This is a genomic window from Stenotrophomonas sp. SMYL86, assembly GCF_036320025.1.
GTDB classification, from domain to species: domain Bacteria; phylum Pseudomonadota; class Gammaproteobacteria; order Xanthomonadales; family Xanthomonadaceae; genus Stenotrophomonas; species Stenotrophomonas maltophilia_A.
Genome location: NZ_JAWIRU010000022.1, coordinates 1 through 17,842 on the forward strand (window position 1 = coordinate 1; position 17,842 = coordinate 17,842).

21 protein-coding genes are annotated in these 17,842 nt (G+C 67.5%); 11 read left to right on the plus strand and 10 right to left on the minus strand.

The features are described 5' to 3' along the window. Window positions 1–182: 182 nt before the first annotated feature. The 4 genes from V3B64_RS18775 to V3B64_RS18790 all read right to left on the minus strand — a co-directional run bounded on the left by V3B64_RS18775 (window position 183) and on the right by V3B64_RS18790 (window position 3,333). Complete coding sequence (locus V3B64_RS18775; protein ID WP_329914007.1) at window positions 183–791, minus strand: HutD family protein; 609 nt, start codon at window positions 789–791, stop codon at window positions 183–185. A gap of 34 nt (window positions 792–825) precedes the next feature. Further along, entirely contained in the window at window positions 826–1,551 is a 726-nt protein-coding gene (locus V3B64_RS18780; protein ID WP_012510304.1) for a murein L,D-transpeptidase catalytic domain family protein, read from the minus strand. Between the two features lie 17 nt (window positions 1,552–1,568). Next, a complete protein-coding gene (locus tag V3B64_RS18785; RefSeq protein WP_329914008.1) occupies window positions 1,569–2,654 on the minus strand; it encodes a L,D-transpeptidase in 1,086 nt (361 codons plus the stop codon). Between the two features lie 352 nt (window positions 2,655–3,006). Continuing rightward, window positions 3,007–3,333, minus strand: coding sequence for a helix-hairpin-helix domain-containing protein (locus tag V3B64_RS18790; RefSeq protein WP_329914009.1), 327 nt, complete (start codon window positions 3,331–3,333; stop codon window positions 3,007–3,009). A gap of 199 nt (window positions 3,334–3,532) precedes the next feature. On the opposite strand from V3B64_RS18790, the gene V3B64_RS18795 reads away from it, so the two are divergent. The 4 genes from V3B64_RS18795 (at window position 3,533) to murU (ending at window position 7,163) form a co-directional block, all read left to right on the plus strand. After that, on the plus strand, window positions 3,533–5,026 hold the full coding sequence (locus tag V3B64_RS18795; protein WP_010483606.1) for a M20 family metallopeptidase: 1,494 nt from the start codon (window positions 3,533–3,535) through the stop codon (window positions 5,024–5,026). A 70-nt stretch (window positions 5,027–5,096) separates the two neighbouring features. After that, window positions 5,097–5,366, plus strand: coding sequence for a GlsB/YeaQ/YmgE family stress response membrane protein (locus V3B64_RS18800; protein ID WP_049398791.1), 270 nt, complete (start codon window positions 5,097–5,099; stop codon window positions 5,364–5,366). Window positions 5,367–5,430: 64 nt separating this feature from the next. Then, entirely contained in the window at window positions 5,431–6,456 is a 1,026-nt protein-coding gene (locus tag V3B64_RS18805) for a phosphotransferase (protein WP_100437460.1), read from the plus strand. Beyond that, complete coding sequence (murU, locus tag V3B64_RS18810; protein WP_329914010.1) at window positions 6,453–7,163, plus strand: N-acetylmuramate alpha-1-phosphate uridylyltransferase MurU; 711 nt, start codon at window positions 6,453–6,455, stop codon at window positions 7,161–7,163. Before V3B64_RS18805 ends, murU begins: the two co-directional genes overlap by 4 nt. 626 nt (window positions 7,164–7,789) lie before the next feature. Here the strand turns inward: murU and hda are convergent. From hda to V3B64_RS18825, 3 genes are read right to left on the minus strand one after another with little or no spacing between them, the layout of a single operon-like run. After that, a complete protein-coding gene (gene hda / locus V3B64_RS18815) occupies window positions 7,790–8,497 on the minus strand; it encodes a DnaA regulatory inactivator Hda (RefSeq protein WP_032130359.1) in 708 nt (235 codons plus the stop codon). After that, a complete protein-coding gene (locus tag V3B64_RS18820; protein WP_032130360.1) occupies window positions 8,497–9,666 on the minus strand; it encodes an AI-2E family transporter in 1,170 nt (389 codons plus the stop codon). Before V3B64_RS18820 ends, hda begins: the two co-directional genes overlap by 1 nt. Beyond that, a complete protein-coding gene (locus V3B64_RS18825) occupies window positions 9,663–10,802 on the minus strand; it encodes a DUF2066 domain-containing protein (RefSeq protein ID WP_032130361.1) in 1,140 nt (379 codons plus the stop codon). The genes V3B64_RS18820 and V3B64_RS18825 overlap by 4 nt, the downstream gene beginning before the upstream one ends. Window positions 10,803–10,901: 99 nt before the next feature. Here V3B64_RS18825 and purM point away from each other — a divergent pair, with 99 nt between their 5' ends. The 7 genes from purM (at window position 10,902) to V3B64_RS18860 (ending at window position 15,828) form a co-directional block, all read left to right on the plus strand. Next, entirely contained in the window at window positions 10,902–11,960 is a 1,059-nt protein-coding gene (gene purM, locus V3B64_RS18830; protein ID WP_049421530.1) for a phosphoribosylformylglycinamidine cyclo-ligase, read from the plus strand. Between the two features lie 22 nt (window positions 11,961–11,982). Beyond that, a complete protein-coding gene (locus tag V3B64_RS18835; protein WP_201118320.1) occupies window positions 11,983–12,471 on the plus strand; it encodes a hypothetical protein in 489 nt (162 codons plus the stop codon). Further along, entirely contained in the window at window positions 12,468–12,890 is a 423-nt protein-coding gene (locus V3B64_RS18840) for a hypothetical protein (RefSeq protein ID WP_032130364.1), read from the plus strand. Before V3B64_RS18835 ends, V3B64_RS18840 begins: the two co-directional genes overlap by 4 nt. 41 nt (window positions 12,891–12,931) lie before the next feature. After that, complete coding sequence (locus tag V3B64_RS18845; RefSeq protein WP_049398166.1) at window positions 12,932–13,594, plus strand: DUF2238 domain-containing protein; 663 nt, start codon at window positions 12,932–12,934, stop codon at window positions 13,592–13,594. After that, window positions 13,591–14,250: a phosphoribosylglycinamide formyltransferase gene (gene purN, locus V3B64_RS18850; RefSeq protein ID WP_329914687.1), complete on the plus strand. Its 660-nt coding sequence runs from the start codon at window positions 13,591–13,593 to the stop codon at window positions 14,248–14,250. The genes V3B64_RS18845 and purN overlap by 4 nt, the downstream gene beginning before the upstream one ends. Window positions 14,251–14,317: 67 nt before the next feature. Then, entirely contained in the window at window positions 14,318–15,142 is an 825-nt protein-coding gene (locus tag V3B64_RS18855; protein ID WP_049398164.1) for a DUF3108 domain-containing protein, read from the plus strand. 2 nt (window positions 15,143–15,144) lie between these two features. Further along, on the plus strand, window positions 15,145–15,828 hold the full coding sequence (locus V3B64_RS18860) for a DUF3108 domain-containing protein (protein ID WP_197616895.1): 684 nt from the start codon (window positions 15,145–15,147) through the stop codon (window positions 15,826–15,828). Between the two features lie 122 nt (window positions 15,829–15,950). On the opposite strand, the gene V3B64_RS18865 is transcribed toward V3B64_RS18860, so the two are convergent. Genes V3B64_RS18865 through V3B64_RS18875 form a run of 3 tightly spaced genes read right to left on the minus strand, consistent with a single transcriptional unit; the run spans window position 15,951 to window position 17,800 of the window. Next, window positions 15,951–16,280 (minus strand): hypothetical protein, encoded by a 330-nt coding sequence (locus tag V3B64_RS18865; protein ID WP_032130368.1) that lies wholly within the window; start codon window positions 16,278–16,280, stop codon window positions 15,951–15,953. Continuing rightward, a complete protein-coding gene (gene murA / locus V3B64_RS18870; protein WP_049462885.1) occupies window positions 16,277–17,548 on the minus strand; it encodes a UDP-N-acetylglucosamine 1-carboxyvinyltransferase in 1,272 nt (423 codons plus the stop codon). The genes V3B64_RS18865 and murA overlap by 4 nt, the downstream gene beginning before the upstream one ends. 21 nt (window positions 17,549–17,569) lie before the next feature. Further along, window positions 17,570–17,800 carry a BolA family protein gene (locus V3B64_RS18875; protein ID WP_005408396.1) on the minus strand — a complete coding sequence of 77 codons (231 nt, stop codon included), beginning with the start codon at window positions 17,798–17,800 and terminating at the stop codon, window positions 17,570–17,572. Between the last annotated feature and the right edge of the window lie 42 nt (window positions 17,801–17,842).

Here is a 17,842-nt window from a genome sequence, read left to right on the forward strand (position 1 = left end):
AGATTCGGCTGGCGCGAACCGCATTCTGGTGGGTGCGAACCTTGGTTCGCACCATGACGCGGTGTCGGTGGCCGCATCCACGCATGGCGTGGATCTACTGAACGGCGTGTCCAGGCATGGTGGCAACCGCATTTGCAGTAGATCCACGCCATGCGTGGATAGTGCCAACCGGCGCCCAGGAATCATCCCGCCGCCGCACTGATCCGGATCGCCAGCAACTCGCCACCGCCCTGCAATGCATGACGCTGCCGTTCACCGGCCGCCAACCACGCAGTGTCTCCCGCCTGCAGCGCCGGCAAGCCGCTATCTGCACCGAACTCCGCCTGACCAGCCAGCAGATGCAGCGCCCAGGCCACACCCGGTTCGCAGAAGAAGAACATCGTGCCCACCAGCGGCCGGTGCAGCAGTTCGGCCTGCAGCAGCTCGCGCTTCCACATCAGGTTGAAGTCGTGGGTGGTGCCGTCCACCAATTCGCCGTGCAGCGCTTCCTCGCCGGCAAAGCGCACGTGTCCGTGCGGCGGCAGCACCTCGGCCACATGGCCATCGTTGAAGCGAAGACGCACGCCATTGCCCTGCAGCAGCACCAGCTCGCGCTCCACGCCGGGGAAGGCGGAGAACGCGGCATCCTGCTCGATCTCGGCCACCGACAGGCGTAGCGCCCAGTCATCACCCTGCGCCGGCAGTCGCAGGATCTCGCGGGTCCAGCCCAGGCCGTTGCGCCAGCGTTCGCGGCGATAGTCCAGGCGGGAGATCACCTGGCTCGGAGTGTGCAGCAGGGAGTCGATGTTCATCGGCGCATTGCATCATGCCGCGCGCCGTCATGCATCACCGCGTGGCGAGCGTGCCCTGGCCACCGCACTCGCCGGCCAGCAGCTGCGAGTGCTTCAGCCAATCCTGGTCGGGGTAGTAAGCAAACACCATCGTGCCGCCACGCAACGCATCGATCAGCGGCTTGGCCACCGACAGCCGCACCGCAGGGCAACCCAGGCTGCGGCCCAGCCGCCCCTGCAGCTGCGCGGTAGCCGGGTTCACGTACGGCGCACCATGGATGACGATGGCTCGGTCACGCGCGCGGTCGTTGAAGCCCGGTTCCAGCCCGGCCAGGCGCAGCGAATAGCCGTTGCCGCCCATGTAGGTCTCCTGCGCGGTGAACGCGCCGAGGCTGGACATGAAACTGCCATCGCGGTTGGAGAAGTGTTCGGTGCGGTTCTCACCGCTGTTGCGGCCATGCGCCACCCATTCCTCGAACAGCAGGCGCTGGTGGGCCAGGTCGAACACCCACAGGCGCGGCTCGGTGGACGGCCGCGAATAATCGATCACGCTGAGGCGATCACCATTGATGCCCAGCTCCGGCCGCTGCAGCGCGCAGCGCATGGCGTGCGCCGCCAGCTGCAATACGTGGCGGTCGGCCTTGGGCGCACTGCGCGACAGCAAGGCGGCCAGATCATCGGCACTGGTGGCAAGGGCGGGCGTCTGTGCCAGCGCCGGGGCGCTGGCCGAGGTCGCCAGCAGGCCGAACGCGGCCAGCCGGCACAGGCGGGATGCTGTCATGGGCACAACGAGGGGACTCAGTTGCCCTTGAGGGTGGACCCTGGCGGCTCGGATTCCAAGACCGGCTGCATTCCGGATTCAGCCGGGCTTGGGCGGACCGCCGGCAGCGAGGTCACCAGCAGGGTCGTGCCCGGTACCAGCACCTGGTACAGCTGACGGGCGAAATCGGCCGGCAACGCCATCGGCAGCGAGGGCGTGGCCAGCAGGTCCGGGGTGGCCTCGGCACGGTCCTGGCCCAGCAGCGGATAGGCCGTCCACTGGTGCAGGCGCTGGTTCGCGTCCAGCGGGCTGGGCGTATCGCTGTAGCCCTGCCCCATCACGAACAGGGTGGTGCCCTGGAACGCCGGCAGGGCGTCGGCCTTCAGCGGCGACTCGCCGATCATCACGCCATCGCGCAGCACGTACAGGCGCTGGTCGTGCAGGCTGACCAGGATGCCGACCTGCCCGGCCGGCGCCGCGGCGTCATCCCACCAGGCCTGCGCCGGGGCCCCACCCTCGGTTTCCGGAAGGGCCTGGCCGCGCGCGTTGACCGGTGCCAGCACCGACGGATAGGCCAGGGTCATCGGCGAGCTCTTGGCATCGGCCACGACCACGGTGTCGCCACGCTGGGTTTCACTGAACAGCTTCTGCGCGAAGGCCTGCGGCAGCCGCACGCAGCCATGCGAGGCCGGATGACCGGGCAGGCTGCCGCCATGCAGGGCGATGCCGTCCCAGGTCAGCCGCTGCATGTAGGGCATCGGCGCGCTGTTGTAGAGGTTGGACTTGTGGTCCTTGTCCTTCTGCAGGATGGTGAACACGCCGGTCGGCGTCTCATGCCCAGCCTTGCCCGAGCTGATCGTGGTCAGGCCGATGGCAATGCCGTTGCGGTACACGTACGCGCGCTGCTCATCGAGGCTGACCACCAGCACGATCGGGCCGGTCGGTGAGATTTCCGGATGCCACAGGTATTCGCCCGGCTTGAGGTCGGTCGGTCCGCGCACTTCGGCGCTGCTGGCTGCGGCAGCGGCAGGCTTGGCGGCCGGCGTCGGCGCAGCGGCATGGCCCAGCAGCGGCAGGGCCAGTGCAAGGGCGAGCATCAGGGTAGTGGGGCGGTGCAGAAGCATCCAGCGGGGGTCCTTTCCATGCGGTGCGGCCACCGTACACCATCGACCCGTGGTGGCCGCGGCAAAACCAGGTGCCGGAAATGAAACTGCCCGGCGACACAGCCATGTGTCGTACCGGGCAATCGTTACGTCCTTGTCGGCCTGCTGCCGCCCCCTCGCATCCTGCGCTGTGGGGGTAGCGTTGCATCCTGCACGCGGCCGCGTCTGTCCTGTTTGTATCTCAGCCCCTTCCACAGGTCTGTGATGCCACCATCCTGGTGATTGGTGCCGCGTCCTGCGGCGGTCGGTGGTCACGGCCTTCCTGTCCGTGTCCGGTGAACCAGCCTCCTGCCGGTTCCGACGATTCCTGCTGTCAGCGCCTGGGTACGGTTCGCACCGGTACCGATCCGGGTACCGGATCCGCCGGCAACAACCTGTTGCCTACGGTGATCCGCTGTCGATTCCGTTCGACGATTGCTTTCCCTATCCCCTTCACCTGCGTCAGGTCCTCGACGCAATGAAACGGGCCGTGTCTGCGCCGGTGCTCGACGATCGCCTCGGCCTTGGCGGCTCCGACCATTGTCAATCCCTGCTGCAGCGCCTGGGCATCGGCGCGGTTGATGTCGATCGGTTCGGCGGCATGCGCCCCAGCGATCCACACGACCAGCACCAGTGCCCTCAACACGACACTCCAAGGCACGACGTGTATCTCCTTGTGATTCTGGCCGTCCCGACCGGCAATCCCGTCGGTAGGAACAGTGTCCGTCACCACATGCACACAGCCTATCGGTTTCCTGGATTTCTAAAAGCCAGCCAAATACCCGACGTGATGTAGGAAAAACCCTACCCACGGCACAGGCGTAGAATGGCCGGATCAGCCCATGCAACCGGAGTTTCAGATGGACAGCGCCAAGCTCGGCCAATTCGTCAATGACAAGTGGGACAGCGAGATCGTCCCGCAGTTGGTCGACTACATCCGCATTCCCAACAAGTCGCCGATGTTCGACGCCAATTGGGTGCAGAACGGCTACATGGAACAGGCGGTCACCCTGATGGAGAACTGGGCCAAGGCCCAGCAGCTGCCCGGCCTGAAGGTTGAAGTGGTGCGTCTGGAAGGCCGTACCCCGCTGATCTTCCTGGAAATTCCGGCTACCGGCGCCGAAACCGGCGACGACACCATCCTGCTCTACGGCCACCTCGACAAGCAGCCGGAAATGACCGGCTGGGACGACGACCTCGGCCCGTGGACCCCGGTCCTGCGCGGCGACAAGCTGTATGGCCGCGGCGGTGCGGACGACGGCTACGCCATCTTCGGCTCGCTGGCCGCGGTGCTGGCACTACAGGCCCAGGGCCTGCCGCACGCCCGCTGCGTGGTGCTGATCGAAGCCTGTGAAGAGTCGGGCAGCTATGACCTGCCGGCCTACGTCGACCACCTCGCCGACCGCATCGGCAAGCCGTCGCTGGTGGTCTGCCTGGATTCGGGCTGCGCCAACTACGACCAGCTGTGGTGCACCACCTCGCTGCGCGGCCTGACCGGCGGCAACTTCACCGTGAAGGTGCTCAACGAAGGCGTGCACTCCGGCGATGCCTCCGGCGTGGTGCCGTCCAGCTTCCGCCTGCTGCGCCAGCTGCTGTCGCGCATCGAGGACCAGGACACCGGCCGCATCCTGATCGACGGCATGAACGTTGAGATCCCGGCCGAGCGCCAGGAACAGGCCAAGCGCGCCGCCGAAGTGGTCGATACCGAGATCTTCGAGAAGTTCCCGATGGTCGACGGTCTGCGTCCGATGAACGAGGACCTGACCGAGCTGGTGCTCAACCGCACCTGGCGCCCGGCACTGTCGGTCACCGGCGTCGGTGGCATGCCGGCGCTGGAATCGGCCGGCAACGTGCTGCGCCCGCAGACCTCGGTGAAGCTGTCGCTGCGCCTGCCGCCGACCGCCGATGGCAAGACCTGCGGTGAGCTGCTGAAGGAAGCGCTGCTGCGCGATCCGCCGAACGGCGCGCAGGTCACTCTGGATCTGGAAAAGGCCTCCACCGGCTGGAACGCCCCGGCCATGGCGCCGTGGCTGACCCAGGCCATCGACGACGCCAGCCAAGCCTTCTTCGGCAAGCCGGCGATGTACATGGGCGAAGGTGGCTCGATCCCGTTCATGGGCATGCTGGGTGAGAAGTTCCCGGGCGCCCAGTTCATGATCACCGGCGTGCTCGGTCCGCACTCCAATGCACACGGCCCGAACGAGTTCCTGCACATTCCGATGGGCAAGAAGGTCACCGCCTGCGTGTCCAAGGTGATCAGCGAGCACTACGCCGCCAGCCTGCGCGGCGAGACCAGCGGTTCGCCGGTGGCTGCCGACAGTGGCACCCGCCACGGCGACCACGGCTGCTGCTGAATCCGGCACACCGTGACGGACGCAGCCTGGCCTTGCTAGGCTGCGTCCACCCTTGGTGGAAATCGCGCGCATGAATGGTCTGTTCGGCAGCAGCAGCTGGCTCTACATCATCCTGGTCGGCTTCTTCGTCGGCCTGCTCGGGCGATTCTTCATGCCCGGCAACAACCGCATGGGCTGCCTGCTGACCATCGTGCTGGGCATCATCGGCGCGCTGCTGGCCGGGTGGTTCGGCCAGTACATGGGCTGGTACGCCCCCGGTGAGCCGGCCGGCTTCCTCGGTGCGGTGCTGGGCGCGGTGGCCGTGCTGGCCGTCCTGCGTCTGTTCAGCGGTCGCCGCTGATCCCGCACCCTCTTCCCTTCCTGTTCCCGACGTAGGCGCGCCCGGCGCGCCCGGATATGCCTGCATGACCGAACCCGCCTCCGATCCCCAGCGCAGCGCGCAGCGCCTGCAGTGGGCCCGTACCCAGCTCGATGATTCCAGTGCGGTGGTCGAACGCGCCTCGGTCGATGCCGGCATGCGCAGCTACTGGCGTACCACCAGCACGCGCGGCAGCCACATTGTGATGGACGCCCCGCCGGGGCTGGAAGATCCGCGCCCGTGGCTGCGCATGCGCGGCCTGCTGGATGACAACGGCCTGCGTGTGCCCGCGCTGCTGGCACAGGATCTGGATGCCGGCTTCCTGCTGCTGGAAGATCTCGGCGGCCCGACCCTGGCGAAGATCCTCGACGAGCGCAACGCCGATGAATGGTTCGGCCGTTCGATCGAACAGCTGCTGCGCCTGCAGGCGATCCCGGTGCCGGCCGACTTCGGCCAGTTCGGCGAAGCACTGCTGCAGCGCGATGCCGGCCTGTTCGACGAATGGTTCCTGCAGCGCCACCTGAACCTGGAACTGGACTGCGGTGAGATTGAAGGGCTGCAGCTGGTGCACCGCAGGTTGATGGACAACGCGCTGGGCCAGGCCCAGCTGATGACCCATCGCGACTACATGCCGCGCAATCTGATGCCGGTCGAGAATGGTCCCGCAGTGCTGGATTTCCAGGACCTGGTGCGCGGCCCGATTGCCTACGATGCGATGAGCCTGTTCAAGGACGCGTTCCTGAGCTGGCCGCTGCAGCGTGTGGACGAGTGGCTGGCGCAGTATCACGAGCGCGCCCGCAACGCCGGCCTGCCGGTGCCCGACCGCGCCACCTTCCTGCGCGATGCCGACTGGATGGGCATCCAGCGCCACGTGAAGATCCTCGGCCTGTTCTGCCGCCTGCGCTATCGCGACAACAAGGGCCATTACCTCGACGACGCGCCGCGCTTCATCACCTATCTGGATGAAGTGCTGCCGCGCTACCGCGAGCTGGCACCGCTGCAGCAGCTGCTGGAACACCGCATCAAGCCGGCGCTGACCGACCTGGCCGCACCGATGCGCGTGGCCCGATGAAGGCGCTGGTCTTTGCTGCCGGCCTCGGCGAGCGCATGCGCCCGCTGACACTGCACACGCCCAAGCCGCTGCTGGACGTGGCCGGCAAACCGCTGATCGTCTGGCACCTGGAACGCCTGGCCGCACTCGGCGTGCGCGAGGTGGTGGTCAACACCGCATGGCTGGCCGAACAGTTTCCAGCGACGCTGGGCGATGGCAGCCAATGGGGCCTGCGCCTGCATTTCATGTACGAAGGGCAGACCCCGCTGGAAACCGGCGGCGGCATCCTCAATGCACTACCGGTGCTGGGCGACGCCCCGTTTCTGGTGGTGAACGGCGACATCTGGACCGATTTCGATTTCGCCACGCTGCCGCGCGAGCCGCAGGGCCAGGCGCATCTGGTGCTGGTCGACAATCCGCTTCAGCACCCGAACGGTGACTACCGCCTCGATGCGCAGGGGTTGCTGCACCACGACCGCGAAGGACCGTGCCTGACCTATGCCGGCATCGGCGTGTATCGCCCTTCCATCGTGGCCGACTGGCGCACGGTGATCGGTGATGCACCGGGCAGCGAGCGGCTCCCACCGAAGTTCTCGGTGGTGCCGCTGCAGAAGCACTTCATGGCGCAGGGATTGATGACGGGGCAGCACCATCGCGGGCGCTGGACCGACGTCGGGACGGTAGATCGCCTGCGCGCGCTGGATGCTGAGTTGGCCGCGAACGGCTGAGCCCCTCGTGGCTGGTCGCGTAGAGCGGATCGCGTGTTTGGCCGGGCGGGTGGGCCATGCAGGGGACGCTGCAAGTCCCCCTCCGGGGCCCGGCCCAGCCGCTGGCGGCTGTGCGTTCAGGCGCTTGCGAAGCAGTGCTTCGCAAGCAAAGCGCCTTCACCCCTGTAAGCTCGGTCGCCGCATCCATGCGGCTCACGCCCCTGCGCAGCCCACCCCGCCCGGCCTCTGACAGTTTCCGTGGGCGACCAGCCACGGAAAAGAAAAAAGAAAAGCAAAAGCGGGTCGCGTCGCTGCGCTTGCTCTGGTGACGACCAACGGTCGTCACCCACCACAAGCAAGACACGTGTCGACCAAGGTCGACACCCACCAACAGCAGTGCAGTATGCAGTCCCGGCAGATCGCGGGAACCTGTCGAAGGCGGGGTGGCTCAGGTTGCGGGGGCGTGAGCGCCATGGATGGCGCGATCGAGGCTACAGGGACGTACTTGCGCCGTCCCCCGCAACCTGAGCCACCCCGCCTCCCCTCAGGAAGCCAGCTTCTGCTGTTGCTTCGGCTCTTGCTGTTGCCGGCCAGCGGCCGGCACTACGGCGGGTGCAGGGCGCAGCCCTGCAAAGCAAACCCCACCCTCAGTAACGCGGCCGGCCTTCTTCCAGCACCTGGCGCAGGAACGGCACGGTGATCCGCCGCTTCGCCGCCAGCGACTCGCGGTCCAGCCAGTCCAGCAGCGTGATCAATCCACCCAGCTCGCGACCGGTGTGCGACAGCAGCCACTCGATCGAGGCCTCGTCGATCGCCAGCCCACGCCGCAGCGCGCGCTCACGCAGCACCGCTGCCCGTCCTTCCTCATCCAGCGGCTGCAGCAGCACACGCACGCACTGGCCCAGCCGCGAGCGCAGGTCGGGCAGTACCAGGCCCAGTTCTTCCGGCGCCTTCTGCGCCGTGTACAGCACGGTCACGCCCGCAGCGCGCGCGCGGTTGTGGAAATCGAACAGCGCGATCTCGTCCTCGCGGTTGCCGGCCACCTCGTCCAGGCCGTCCAGCGCCACCAGCTCGCGCGCCTCCAGCCCATCCAACGCCGCGCGTACGCGGCCGGCGGCGCTGGCCAGCGGTACGTAGGTCGGCAGTCGCCCGGCCTGCTCGGCGCTGGAGCACATCGCCAGTGCCTGGTGGGTCTTGCCCGTGCCCGCCGCACCTTCCAGATAGACCCAATCGTGGCTGGCACCCACCGCGATCGCGCGCAGCTGCGCCAGCGCGCCGTCCGGCGCGCCGATGAAGGTCTCCAGGCGCTGGTCCCGCGGGTAATGCAGGGCCAGCGGCAGTTGCGGCACACCCATCACTTCAGGTCGGGGCCCTTGTCGTTCGGAATGATGATATGGGGGGCATCGACCACGCCATCAAGCACGATCGCCGGCTTCTCACCCACGTACAGCTCGCTCTGGCGATAACGCTGGTGCGCGTAGCGCAGCAGCACGTTGGTCACCGCTGCCACCGGCAGCGCCAGCAGCATGCCGAGGAAGCCGAACAACTGGCCGCCGGCCATCACCGCGAAGATCACTGCCACCGGGTGCAGGCCGATCTTGTCGCCGACGATGCGCGGGGTCAGCACGTAGCTTTCCAGCAGCTGGCCCACGGTGAACACCACGCCGACCAGGATCAGCAGCTTCAGGTCGAAGCCCTGTGCCTGCACCAGTGCGGCGACCACCGCCATCAGGATGCCGGTGGTCGCGCCCAGGTAGGGAATGAAGCTGATCAGGCCGGCAATCAGGCCGATCAGCAGACCCAGCTTGAGGCCGACCAGCGACAGGCCGCCGGCATAGATCACGCCCAGCGCCAGCATCACCAGGAACTGACCGCGGATGAAGGCGCCCAGCACCTCGTTGGACTCACGCGCCAATGCGCTGATGGTGCCGATCTGGTTGCGCGGAATCACCGACGCCACGCGCTCGACCAGCTTGTCCCAGTCACGCAGGAAGTAGAACGCCAGGATCGGCAGCAGCAGGATGTTGACCACCCAGGTCACCATCGCAAAGCCCGAACGCGAGACGTAGCCCATGAACGTGGTGGCGAAGCCGCCGGCCTGCTGCCAGTGGCTGCGCACCCATTCGATCAGGCGGTCCGGGTCCAGCCACTGCATCACTTCCAGGCCGGTCTTCTGCTCGAACCAGGGAATGCCCTTTTCCATCAGCCACGCCTGTGCCTGCGGCGCGACCGCAATCAGGGTGGTGATCTGGCGCTCGATCATCGGCACCAGCACCAGCAGCAGCGCCACGATCACCAGCACCATCGCCGCGAACACCAGCACCACGCCGGTCATGCGCGAACGGCCGGTGGCCTCGATGCGGTCCACCAGCGGATCGCCCAGCCAGGCCAGCGCCAGCGCCAGCACGAACGGGGTCAGGATCGGCGCCAGCAACCACACCACCCAGCCGATCAGGCCGGCGAACAGGATGTACTTCAGGCGGCGCAGGAACTGCGCGATTTCCGCTTCCGGGGTCAGGTTCATCGCAGGCGGTACTCGTTGCTGACCGGCGCAGCGACCGGGGCACCGGTGGTGTCGTCGATCGGCGTCGGCAGGGCCGGCAGCGGTGCGCTCGGCACCAGCACGCCGTTGTCGCCCAGCATGCGGTTGAAGCCGGCCAGGCCGGTGGTCATCTCCAGGCTCAGCTCCAGCTGGCCGGCCGAAGCGTGCAGCGGGGTGACGTTGCGCACCACCGGCACCTCACGCAGGCCGGCAGCCAGGCGCAGGTAGTCGTCGGCACTGTTGATGCCGGTGACCACCACCCGATAGGTGCCGGCCTGGCCGACGGCCGCGCCGGCCTTGGCATAGCGCTTGACCAGCGCATCGGCGGCACCATCGGCACCGGCGGCCATCGCGCGCATGGCGTTGGCGTCCTTGCTGGTCCACTTGTTCAGCTCACGGCCGTTGTCGACGAACACCCAGTCCGCCTGCCAGCCGCCATTGGCGCGGTACAGCTTGCCGATCAGCTGCATCGGCGGCGAGTAGCGCGAAGAGGCACGGGCCACGGCGGCACTGTCCTGGCGCCAGATGGCACCGGCCAGCGCCTGTTCGGCGGCACCACCGCTGGGCAGGCCCAGCTTGTAGCCGCGTTCAATGGCGCGGTTCAGCAACGGGCGGGCGGCGTTGGCCTGCTGCACGCTGACCAGGCGCGGACCGCTGCCGTCATCGACGGCCAGCCACAGCACCGGCTTCGGCCGCGGCTGCGGCCACAGCGGCAGGCCCAGCGCCGACACCAGCGAATCGACATCGTCCTCGCGGAAGCGGGCCACCAGCAGGGTGCGGAAGCTGGGGGCGCCACTGGCGCTCACGCTCTGGTCCTGCTTGTAGTCGTAGCTGGCCACGTAATCCTTGGCATTGCGCAGCGCCTGCGCCACGCCAGGGCGCGACATCACGCTGCGATCGCCGGACAACTTGCCCAGTACAACGCTCAAGGCGCGGGCCAGCGCACCGTTGCGGTCGGCTTCGGCCTGGCTGTTGACGGGCACTTCGGCCTCGTACGCGCCAGTGGCGGTGGCAACATCACCCTCGGTGCGCAGGCCGCTCTGGGCCATCGTGGCCACCGGCAGGCTCAGCGCAAGGAGCAGGGTCAGAATCAGGCTGCGGCGCATCAGGACATCCATTGGCTCGACGTATCCGGGGGAATTGTTGCCCGAATACGGCCTTTGCGCCAATGCGGCCTGTTAAAATCGCCCGTTCAACCCCTGCCAGCGCCGACGCCCGTGACCAACACCCCGTCTTCCGCCCCCTCCCCCCTCACCTACCGTGACGCGGGTGTCGACATCGACGCCGGCAACGAACTGGTCGAGCGGATCAAGCCCCTGGTCAAGCGCAGCTTCCGCCCGGAAGTGATGGGCGGCCTGGGCGGCTTCGGCGCCCTGTTCGACCTGTCCAACAAGTACCGCGAGCCGGTGCTGGTGTCGGGTACCGACGGCGTGGGCACCAAGCTGAAGCTGGCCCACCAGCTGAACCGCCACGATACGATCGGCATCGATCTGGTCGCCATGTGCGTGAACGACGTGCTGGTGCAGGGTGCCGAACCGCTGTTCTTCCTGGACTACTTCGCCACCGGCAAGCTGGACATCGACACCGCCGCGGCGGTCGTGGGCGGCATCGCCAACGGTTGCACCGAGGCCGGCTGCGCGCTGATCGGCGGCGAAACCGCTGAAATGCCCGACATGTATGCCCCGGGCGAGTACGACCTGGCCGGCTTCACCGTCGCCGCGGTCGAGAAGAGCGAGCTGAAGGATGGCGCCAGCGTGGCTGCCGGCGACGTGCTGATCGGCATCGCTTCGTCCGGCCCGCATTCCAACGGCTACTCGCTGGTGCGCCGCATCTACGACCGCGCTGGCCGCCCGGCCGAGCTGGAGCTGGAAGGCGGCGTGAAGCTGGTCGATGCGCTGATGGCGCCGACCCGCCTGTACGTGAAGCCGATCCTGTCGCTGCTGAAGTCGCACGGCGCGGCCATCCACGGCATGGCCCACATCACCGGTGGCGGCCTGACCGAGAACATCATCCGCGTGGTGCCCGACGGCCTCGGCCTGGACATCCAGGCCTCGTCCTGGACCCTGCCGCCGGTGTTCCAGTGGCTGCAGAAGGAAGGCGCGGTCGCCGACAGCGAGATGTGGCGCACCTTCAACTGCGGTATCGGCTTCGTGCTGATCGTGGCGCCGGACCAGGTGGCCGCGGTATCCGATGCGGTCAAGGCGCAGGGCCTGGAGCACTGGACCATCGGCCAGGTGGTCACCGCCGAAGGCGCCGAGCGCGTCCACATCGCCTGATCCCGACAACCCAGGAGCCCGCATGGACGCAACGCCCCCCTTGTCGCCCGCCCCCGTGCCGCCGCCGCTGGCGACGGTACCGGTGTTCAACGCACAGGATGCCGACCACCTGCGCATGCTGGCCATCGCGCACTACGTGGTCGGCGGCCTGATCGTGCTGTTCTCGCTGATCTTCATCATCCACATCGTGCTGGGCATCACCGCGCTCACCGGCAACCTGCCGATGAATTCCGGCGGCCAGCCGTCGTCGCCGGCCGAGCAGCGCCTGTTCGGCTGGATGTTCACCCTCATCGGTTGCGTCGCCGTATTCGGTGGCGTCAGCCTGGGCGCGTTCGTCGCCTATGCCGGCCGCTGCCTGGCCCAGAGACGCCGCTACCTGCTGTGCCTGATCGCGGCCGGCCTGGCCTGCCTGTTCACCCCCATCGGCACGGTGCTGGGGGTGTTCGGCCTGATCACCCTGCTGCGCCCGCAGGTGAAGGCCGCCTTCGACCTTCCCGCCACGCCCGCATGACCGCCTCCGGCAATCCGCCGCCGCTGCCGCATCAGACCCTGGCGCAGCTGCAGCTGACCAGCCATCTGCAGACGCTGAAAGTGCTGTTCTACGCGTTGGCCGGCTTCCATTGGTTCGCCACAGTGGCGTTCCTTGGCCTCAGCGGATGGGTGGCCCACTCGCGCGGGCTGGACGATGCCTGGATGCTGACCACGGTCTATGCGTCCATCGCCGTGCTGGCGGCCGTGCTGGGGTTCGTGCAGTTGTATACCGCGCGCCAGCTGTCACATCGCACCGGGCTGGCCTGGTGCCGGCGCGCGGCCTGGCTGGGCGTACTGGCCGGCCCGCTGGGCATGGCCTTGGCCGCCTATGCCTGGGTGTTCCTGTCCAAACCTGACATGGCCGCGCTGTTCGACCGCGGCGACCACCTCAGTGTCTGAACCTGCCGGCAGACGCCCCGTCCTTTCCTGATCGATTTCCCATGTCCGCGCCTGCCCTCCCGACGTCCGCTTCGCCCACCACCCACCGTTTCTCGGGCCCCAAGAAGCTGGCCTTTGCCGCCGTGCTGGCGGTGTTCGCAATCAGCTGGGTCCACCCGCTGTGGCCTACCGAACAGGCCCTGCACAGCACCCTGACCGTGATCGGGCTGGCCGCGCTGCTGTGGGTCGACCGTCGCGGCGGCTGGCTGGGCAACGGCGCCTTCATCGCGATCTGCGGCTTCATCGCCCTGCACTGCGTGGCCGCGCGCTGGCTGTATTCCAACGTGCCCTACGACGCCTGGGCGCAGACACTGAGCGGCTGGTCGCCGAATGCGGCCTTCGGCTGGCAGCGCAACCATTTCGATCGCCTCATCCACTTCCTGTTCGGCGTCTGCTTCACTCCTGCGCTGCTGCAGCTTGCCCGCCATGCGTGGCCGGCGCTGCGCCTGGGCCAGGCCTTCACCCTGGCGGTGATGACGGTGATGTGTGCCAGCCTGGTGTACGAATGGTTCGAGTGGGCCATCGCGCTGGCGCTGTCGCCGGATGCTGCCGAGGCCTACAACGGGCAGCAGGGCGACATGTGGGACGCGCACGCCGACATGCTGATGGCCACCCTCGGCAGCCTGCTGATCTGGCCGCTGATCCGCCGGAGCGCCCAGCAGTGACCGCGACCACCCGCATTGCCGTGCTCGCCTCCGGCCGCGGCAGCAACCTGCAGGCCATCCTCAATGCCATTGCCGACGGCCGACTGCCCGCCGAGGTGGTCGGCGTGTTTTCCGACCGCCCCGCCGCAGAGGCCCTGCAGCGCGTCGCACCGAACCTGCGCTGGGCGCATGCACCGAAGTCCTTCAGCGACCGCGCCAGCTACGAGCAGGCGCTCGGCGATGCGCTGGCCGCAGTACAACCGGACTGGATCGTCTGCGCCGGCTACATGCGCATCCTCGGCGCGGCCTTCGTACAGCGCTTCAATGGCCGGCTGGTCAACATCCATCCATCGCTGCTGCCGCTGCACAAGGGCCTGGACACCCACGCACGGGCGCTGCAGGCGGGCGACGCCGAGCACGGTGCCAGCGTGCATCTGGTCGTGCCCGAGCTGGATGCGGGCGCCGTGCTGGCGCAGGTGCGGGTGCCGGTGCTGCCCGGCGATGACGCCGACAGCCTGGCCGCGCGCGTGCTGGCGGTGGAGCATCCGCTGCTGATCGCCACCCTGCAGCTGTTGTGCGCCGGCCGCCTGGCTGAACGGGAGGGCCAGCCGCAACTGGACGGTCACCCCCTGTTTAGCCCGTTGGCCCTAGATTCCGCCGGGAACCTGAACCGGTAGTCCCCATGCACACGCCCCGCTGACTGCGGGGCTGGCATCCTGCCCCCTCCTGCGGTCCCTGTCCTCCATGAAGACCACGACCCTGCTGTCCACTCCATTGCTGTTGTCGCTTGCCGTGTTCCCCGGCGTGGGCTGGGGCCAGGCACAGGCGCCCGCCCCCCCGCCGGCACCGGTGCCCGCAGCGCAGCCGCCAGCCGATGCGCCGGCCGTACCGATGCCACCGGCACTGGCCTGGGAGCCACCGCCGCTGCAACCGTTCAGCGCCACCTACCAGGCCTTCTACAAGGGCAAGGAAGCGGGCGATGCCAGCATGCAGGTCACCCACACCGGAGGCAGCCAGTGGCGGGTGGACATGCAGGTGGTCGGCCGCCGCGGCTTTGCCAGCGTGCTGGGCCTGAACATCGAACAGAGCACGGTGTTCGAGGAGCGCAGCGGCGTGTATGCGCCGCTCAGCCAGAGCACGGTGCGCAAGGGCCTGTTCCTGGGCAAGAAGGCGGTCGGCACCTACAACTGGCAGGCCGGCACCGCGCAATGGACCGGTGACGTCAAGAAGGAACGCGCGCAGCCGATCCCGCTGCAGGCAGGCGACCAGAGCGCGCTGCTGATCAACCTGGCGATCATGCGCGATGCGCGTCCAGGCGCCTCCATGCATTACCGCTACGTGGACATGGGCAAGGTCCGCGAACACGACTACCAGGCCGCGCCGCAGACCGAGAACGTCGAGGTCGGCGACCTGTCCTACAACGCACTGCGGGTCTACCGGACCAACGGTGGCAGAAACGAAACCATTCTCTGGATCGCCAACGGTGTCCCCACCCCGGTGCGCATCCTGCAACGCGAAGACGGCGAAGACCGCGTCGATCTGCGCCTGATCGAATACCAAGGAGTCTGAGCATGAATACCCTGACCCGCCCCCTCACCTGGATCGCAGCCGCTGCCCTGGCCGTGGCCAGCCTGCCGGCCATGGCGCTGGAACCGTTCAAGGCCGATTACCTGGCCAGCTACATGGGCATGCAGGCCAACGGCACCATGACCCTGGCCAGCGAAGGCAGCAACAAGTGGCGCTACAGCCTGCAGGTGAAGAACCAGCTGGCCGACCTCAGCCAGAGCACGGTGTTCGAGGAAGTGCGTGGCCAGCTGCGCCCGCTCAGCAGCCAGGACCGTTCGGCGCTGCTGGTGAAGAAGCGCAACGTGCAGGCCAACTACAACTGGACCAGCAACCAGGCCACCTGGACCGGTGACATCAAGCCGGATCGCGCTGGCCCGATTGCGCTGAAAGCCGGTGACATGGACGCGCTGCTGATCAACCTGGCGATCGCCCGTGACCTGGCGGCGGGCAAGCCGCTGACCTATCGCATGGTCGACGAAGGCCGCATCAAGAACATGACGTACCGTGTGATCGGCAAGGAATCGATCACCGTGGGCGGCAAGAGCTACGAGGCCACCAAGGTCTCGCGCGCCGACGGCAACAAGGAGCTGATCGCGTGGATCGTGCCGGAATTCCCGGTGCCGGCGCGCATGCTGCAGCGTGAGAGCGGCCGCGATGCGCTGGACCTGACCATCAAGGCGATGAACTGACGCGCGAACCGGTAGTGCCGGCCACTGCCCGGCATTCTCGCGATGCTCCACGAGGTTGATGGGGTTGCCGGCCAGCGGCCGGCACTACCGAAAAGAAAACGCGCGCTTTCGCGGGCGTTTTCTTATTTCTTCGCTTCAGCCGGTTTCTGTTCCTCGGCCGGCTTGAACTCAGTCCGGCAGTCCACGCGGATCTGCTCACCGGTGCTGCGCCAGACGAAGGTGCGGCAATGACGGTTGCCGTCCTGGCTGTCGTTCACCGCGACCGCATAGAACGACTCGATGATCTCATCACGCGAGACCGTGCCGTCGCCGTTCCAGTCCATGTCCTTCTGCTCGATGCCCTGGGTGATGGCGATGTTGGCGTACCAGGCATAGCCCAGCCACGCCAGCACGATCAGCACCAGGGCCAGCAGCGCCTTGCGACGCGGGCTGAACTTGCCGCGCAGGATCATGGCACGCGCCGGATGGTGGCGCCGAGCGAAGACAGCTTCTCTTCGATGTTCTCGTAGCCACGATCAAGGTGGTAGATGCGGTCGATGGTGGTATCGCCGCTGGCCATCAGGCCGGCCAGGATCAGCGATGCCGAGGCGCGCAGGTCGGTGGCCATCACCGGCGCGCCGCTCAGGTGCTCGTTGCCACGCACGATGGCGGTATGCCCTTCGACCTGGATGTCCGCGCCCAGGCGCAGCAGTTCGTTGACGTGCATGAAACGGTTCTCGAAGATCGTTTCGTTGATCACGCCCACGCCGTCGGCCACGCAGTTGAGCGCCATGAACTGCGCCTGCATGTCGGTCGGGAATGCCGGGTACGGCGCGGTGGTCAGGTTGACCGCCTTCGGCCGCTTGCCCTGCATGTCCAAGGTGATGCTGTCGTCGGTGGTCTCGATCTTCGCACCGGCTTCGACCAGCTTGGACAGCACCGCGTCCATGGTGTTCGGGCGCGCACGGTTGACCGTGACCTTGCCACCGGTCATCGCTGCGGCCACCAGGAAGGTGCCGGTCTCGATACGGTCGGGCAGCACTTCGTGGCGGCCGCCGGACAGGCGCTCGACGCCTTCGATCACCAGCCGGGCAGTGCCCAGGCCTTCGATCTTCGCGCCCAGCGCGATCAGGCAGTGCGCCAGATCGGTCACTTCCGGTTCCATCGCGCAGTTGTCGAGGATGGTGGTACCTTCGGCCAGCACCGCGCCCATCAGCACGTTCTCGGTGCCGGTGACGCTGACCATGTCGAAGGTGAAGTGCCCCCCCTTCAGCCGCTTGGCGGTGGCCTTGATGAAGCCGTTCTCGACCACGATCTCGGCACCCAGCGCCTGCAGGCCCTTGATGTGCTGGTCGACCGGACGCGAACCGATCGCGCAGCCGCCCGGCAGCGATACTTCGGCCGCGCCGAAGCGGGCCAGCAGCGGGCCCAGCACCAGGATCGAGGCGCGCATGGTCTTGACCAGCTCATACGGTGCCACGTGCTGGTTGACCGAACGCGGGTCGACCACGATCGCGCTGCCGCGCGACAGGGTGCCCTGGTCGATGGTCACTTTCGCGCCCAGTTCGCCCAGCAGCTTCACCGTGGTGACCACGTCGTGCAGGTGCGGCACGTTGGTGATCTCCACCGGCGCATCGGCCAGCAGGGTCGCGCAGAGAATGGGGAGGACGGCGTTCTTGGCGCCGGAGATGCTCACTTCACCGTGCAGCGCAGCGCCGCCGGTCACAACGATCTTGGCCATGTATTCGGGATCTTCTGCGGTTCAGCCGGCTTCGGCCGGGGTCACGGTTTTCAGCGCCAGCGCGTGGATCGCGCCGCCCATCAGGTCGCCCAGCGTGGCATACACCATGCGGTGGCGGGCCAGCGGCATCTTGCCGGCGAAGGCCTCGCAGACCACGGTCGCTTCGAAATGCACGCCATCGTCGCCCTGCACGTCGGCGCGGGCGCCGGGCAGGCCGGTTTCGATCAGATTGCGGATGGTGTCGGCGTCCAACGGGCTTTCCTAATAAAATGTGCCTCCATTCTACTTCCGCTG

Coding starts and splice junctions, on each gene's coding strand:
- V3B64_RS18820 (WP_032130360.1), bottom strand. CDS start 9,666: ATGAACCTGACCCCGGAAGCGGAAATCGCGCAGTTCCTGCGCCGCCTG.
- V3B64_RS18785 (WP_329914008.1), bottom strand. CDS start 2,654: ATGCTTCTGCACCGCCCCACTACCCTGATGCTCGCCCTTGCACTGGCC.
- V3B64_RS18825 (WP_032130361.1), bottom strand. CDS start 10,802: ATGGATGTCCTGATGCGCCGCAGCCTGATTCTGACCCTGCTCCTTGCG.
- V3B64_RS18855 (WP_049398164.1), top strand. CDS start 14,318: ATGAAGACCACGACCCTGCTGTCCACTCCATTGCTGTTGTCGCTTGCC.
- hda (WP_032130359.1), bottom strand. CDS start 8,497: ATGGGTGTGCCGCAACTGCCGCTGGCCCTGCATTACCCGCGGGACCAG.
- V3B64_RS18845 (WP_049398166.1), top strand. CDS start 12,932: ATGTCCGCGCCTGCCCTCCCGACGTCCGCTTCGCCCACCACCCACCGT.
- V3B64_RS18840 (WP_032130364.1), top strand. CDS start 12,468: ATGACCGCCTCCGGCAATCCGCCGCCGCTGCCGCATCAGACCCTGGCG.
- V3B64_RS18775 (WP_329914007.1), bottom strand. CDS start 791: ATGAACATCGACTCCCTGCTGCACACTCCGAGCCAGGTGATCTCCCGC.
- V3B64_RS18860 (WP_197616895.1), top strand. CDS start 15,145: ATGAATACCCTGACCCGCCCCCTCACCTGGATCGCAGCCGCTGCCCTG.
- murA (WP_049462885.1), bottom strand. CDS start 17,548: ATGGCCAAGATCGTTGTGACCGGCGGCGCTGCGCTGCACGGTGAAGTG.
- V3B64_RS18865 (WP_032130368.1), bottom strand. CDS start 16,280: ATGATCCTGCGCGGCAAGTTCAGCCCGCGTCGCAAGGCGCTGCTGGCC.
- murU (WP_329914010.1), top strand. CDS start 6,453: ATGAAGGCGCTGGTCTTTGCTGCCGGCCTCGGCGAGCGCATGCGCCCG.
- V3B64_RS18795 (WP_010483606.1), top strand. CDS start 3,533: ATGGACAGCGCCAAGCTCGGCCAATTCGTCAATGACAAGTGGGACAGC.
- V3B64_RS18835 (WP_201118320.1), top strand. CDS start 11,983: ATGGACGCAACGCCCCCCTTGTCGCCCGCCCCCGTGCCGCCGCCGCTG.
- V3B64_RS18800 (WP_049398791.1), top strand. CDS start 5,097: ATGAATGGTCTGTTCGGCAGCAGCAGCTGGCTCTACATCATCCTGGTC.
- V3B64_RS18780 (WP_012510304.1), bottom strand. CDS start 1,551: ATGACAGCATCCCGCCTGTGCCGGCTGGCCGCGTTCGGCCTGCTGGCG.
- V3B64_RS18805 (WP_100437460.1), top strand. CDS start 5,431: ATGACCGAACCCGCCTCCGATCCCCAGCGCAGCGCGCAGCGCCTGCAG.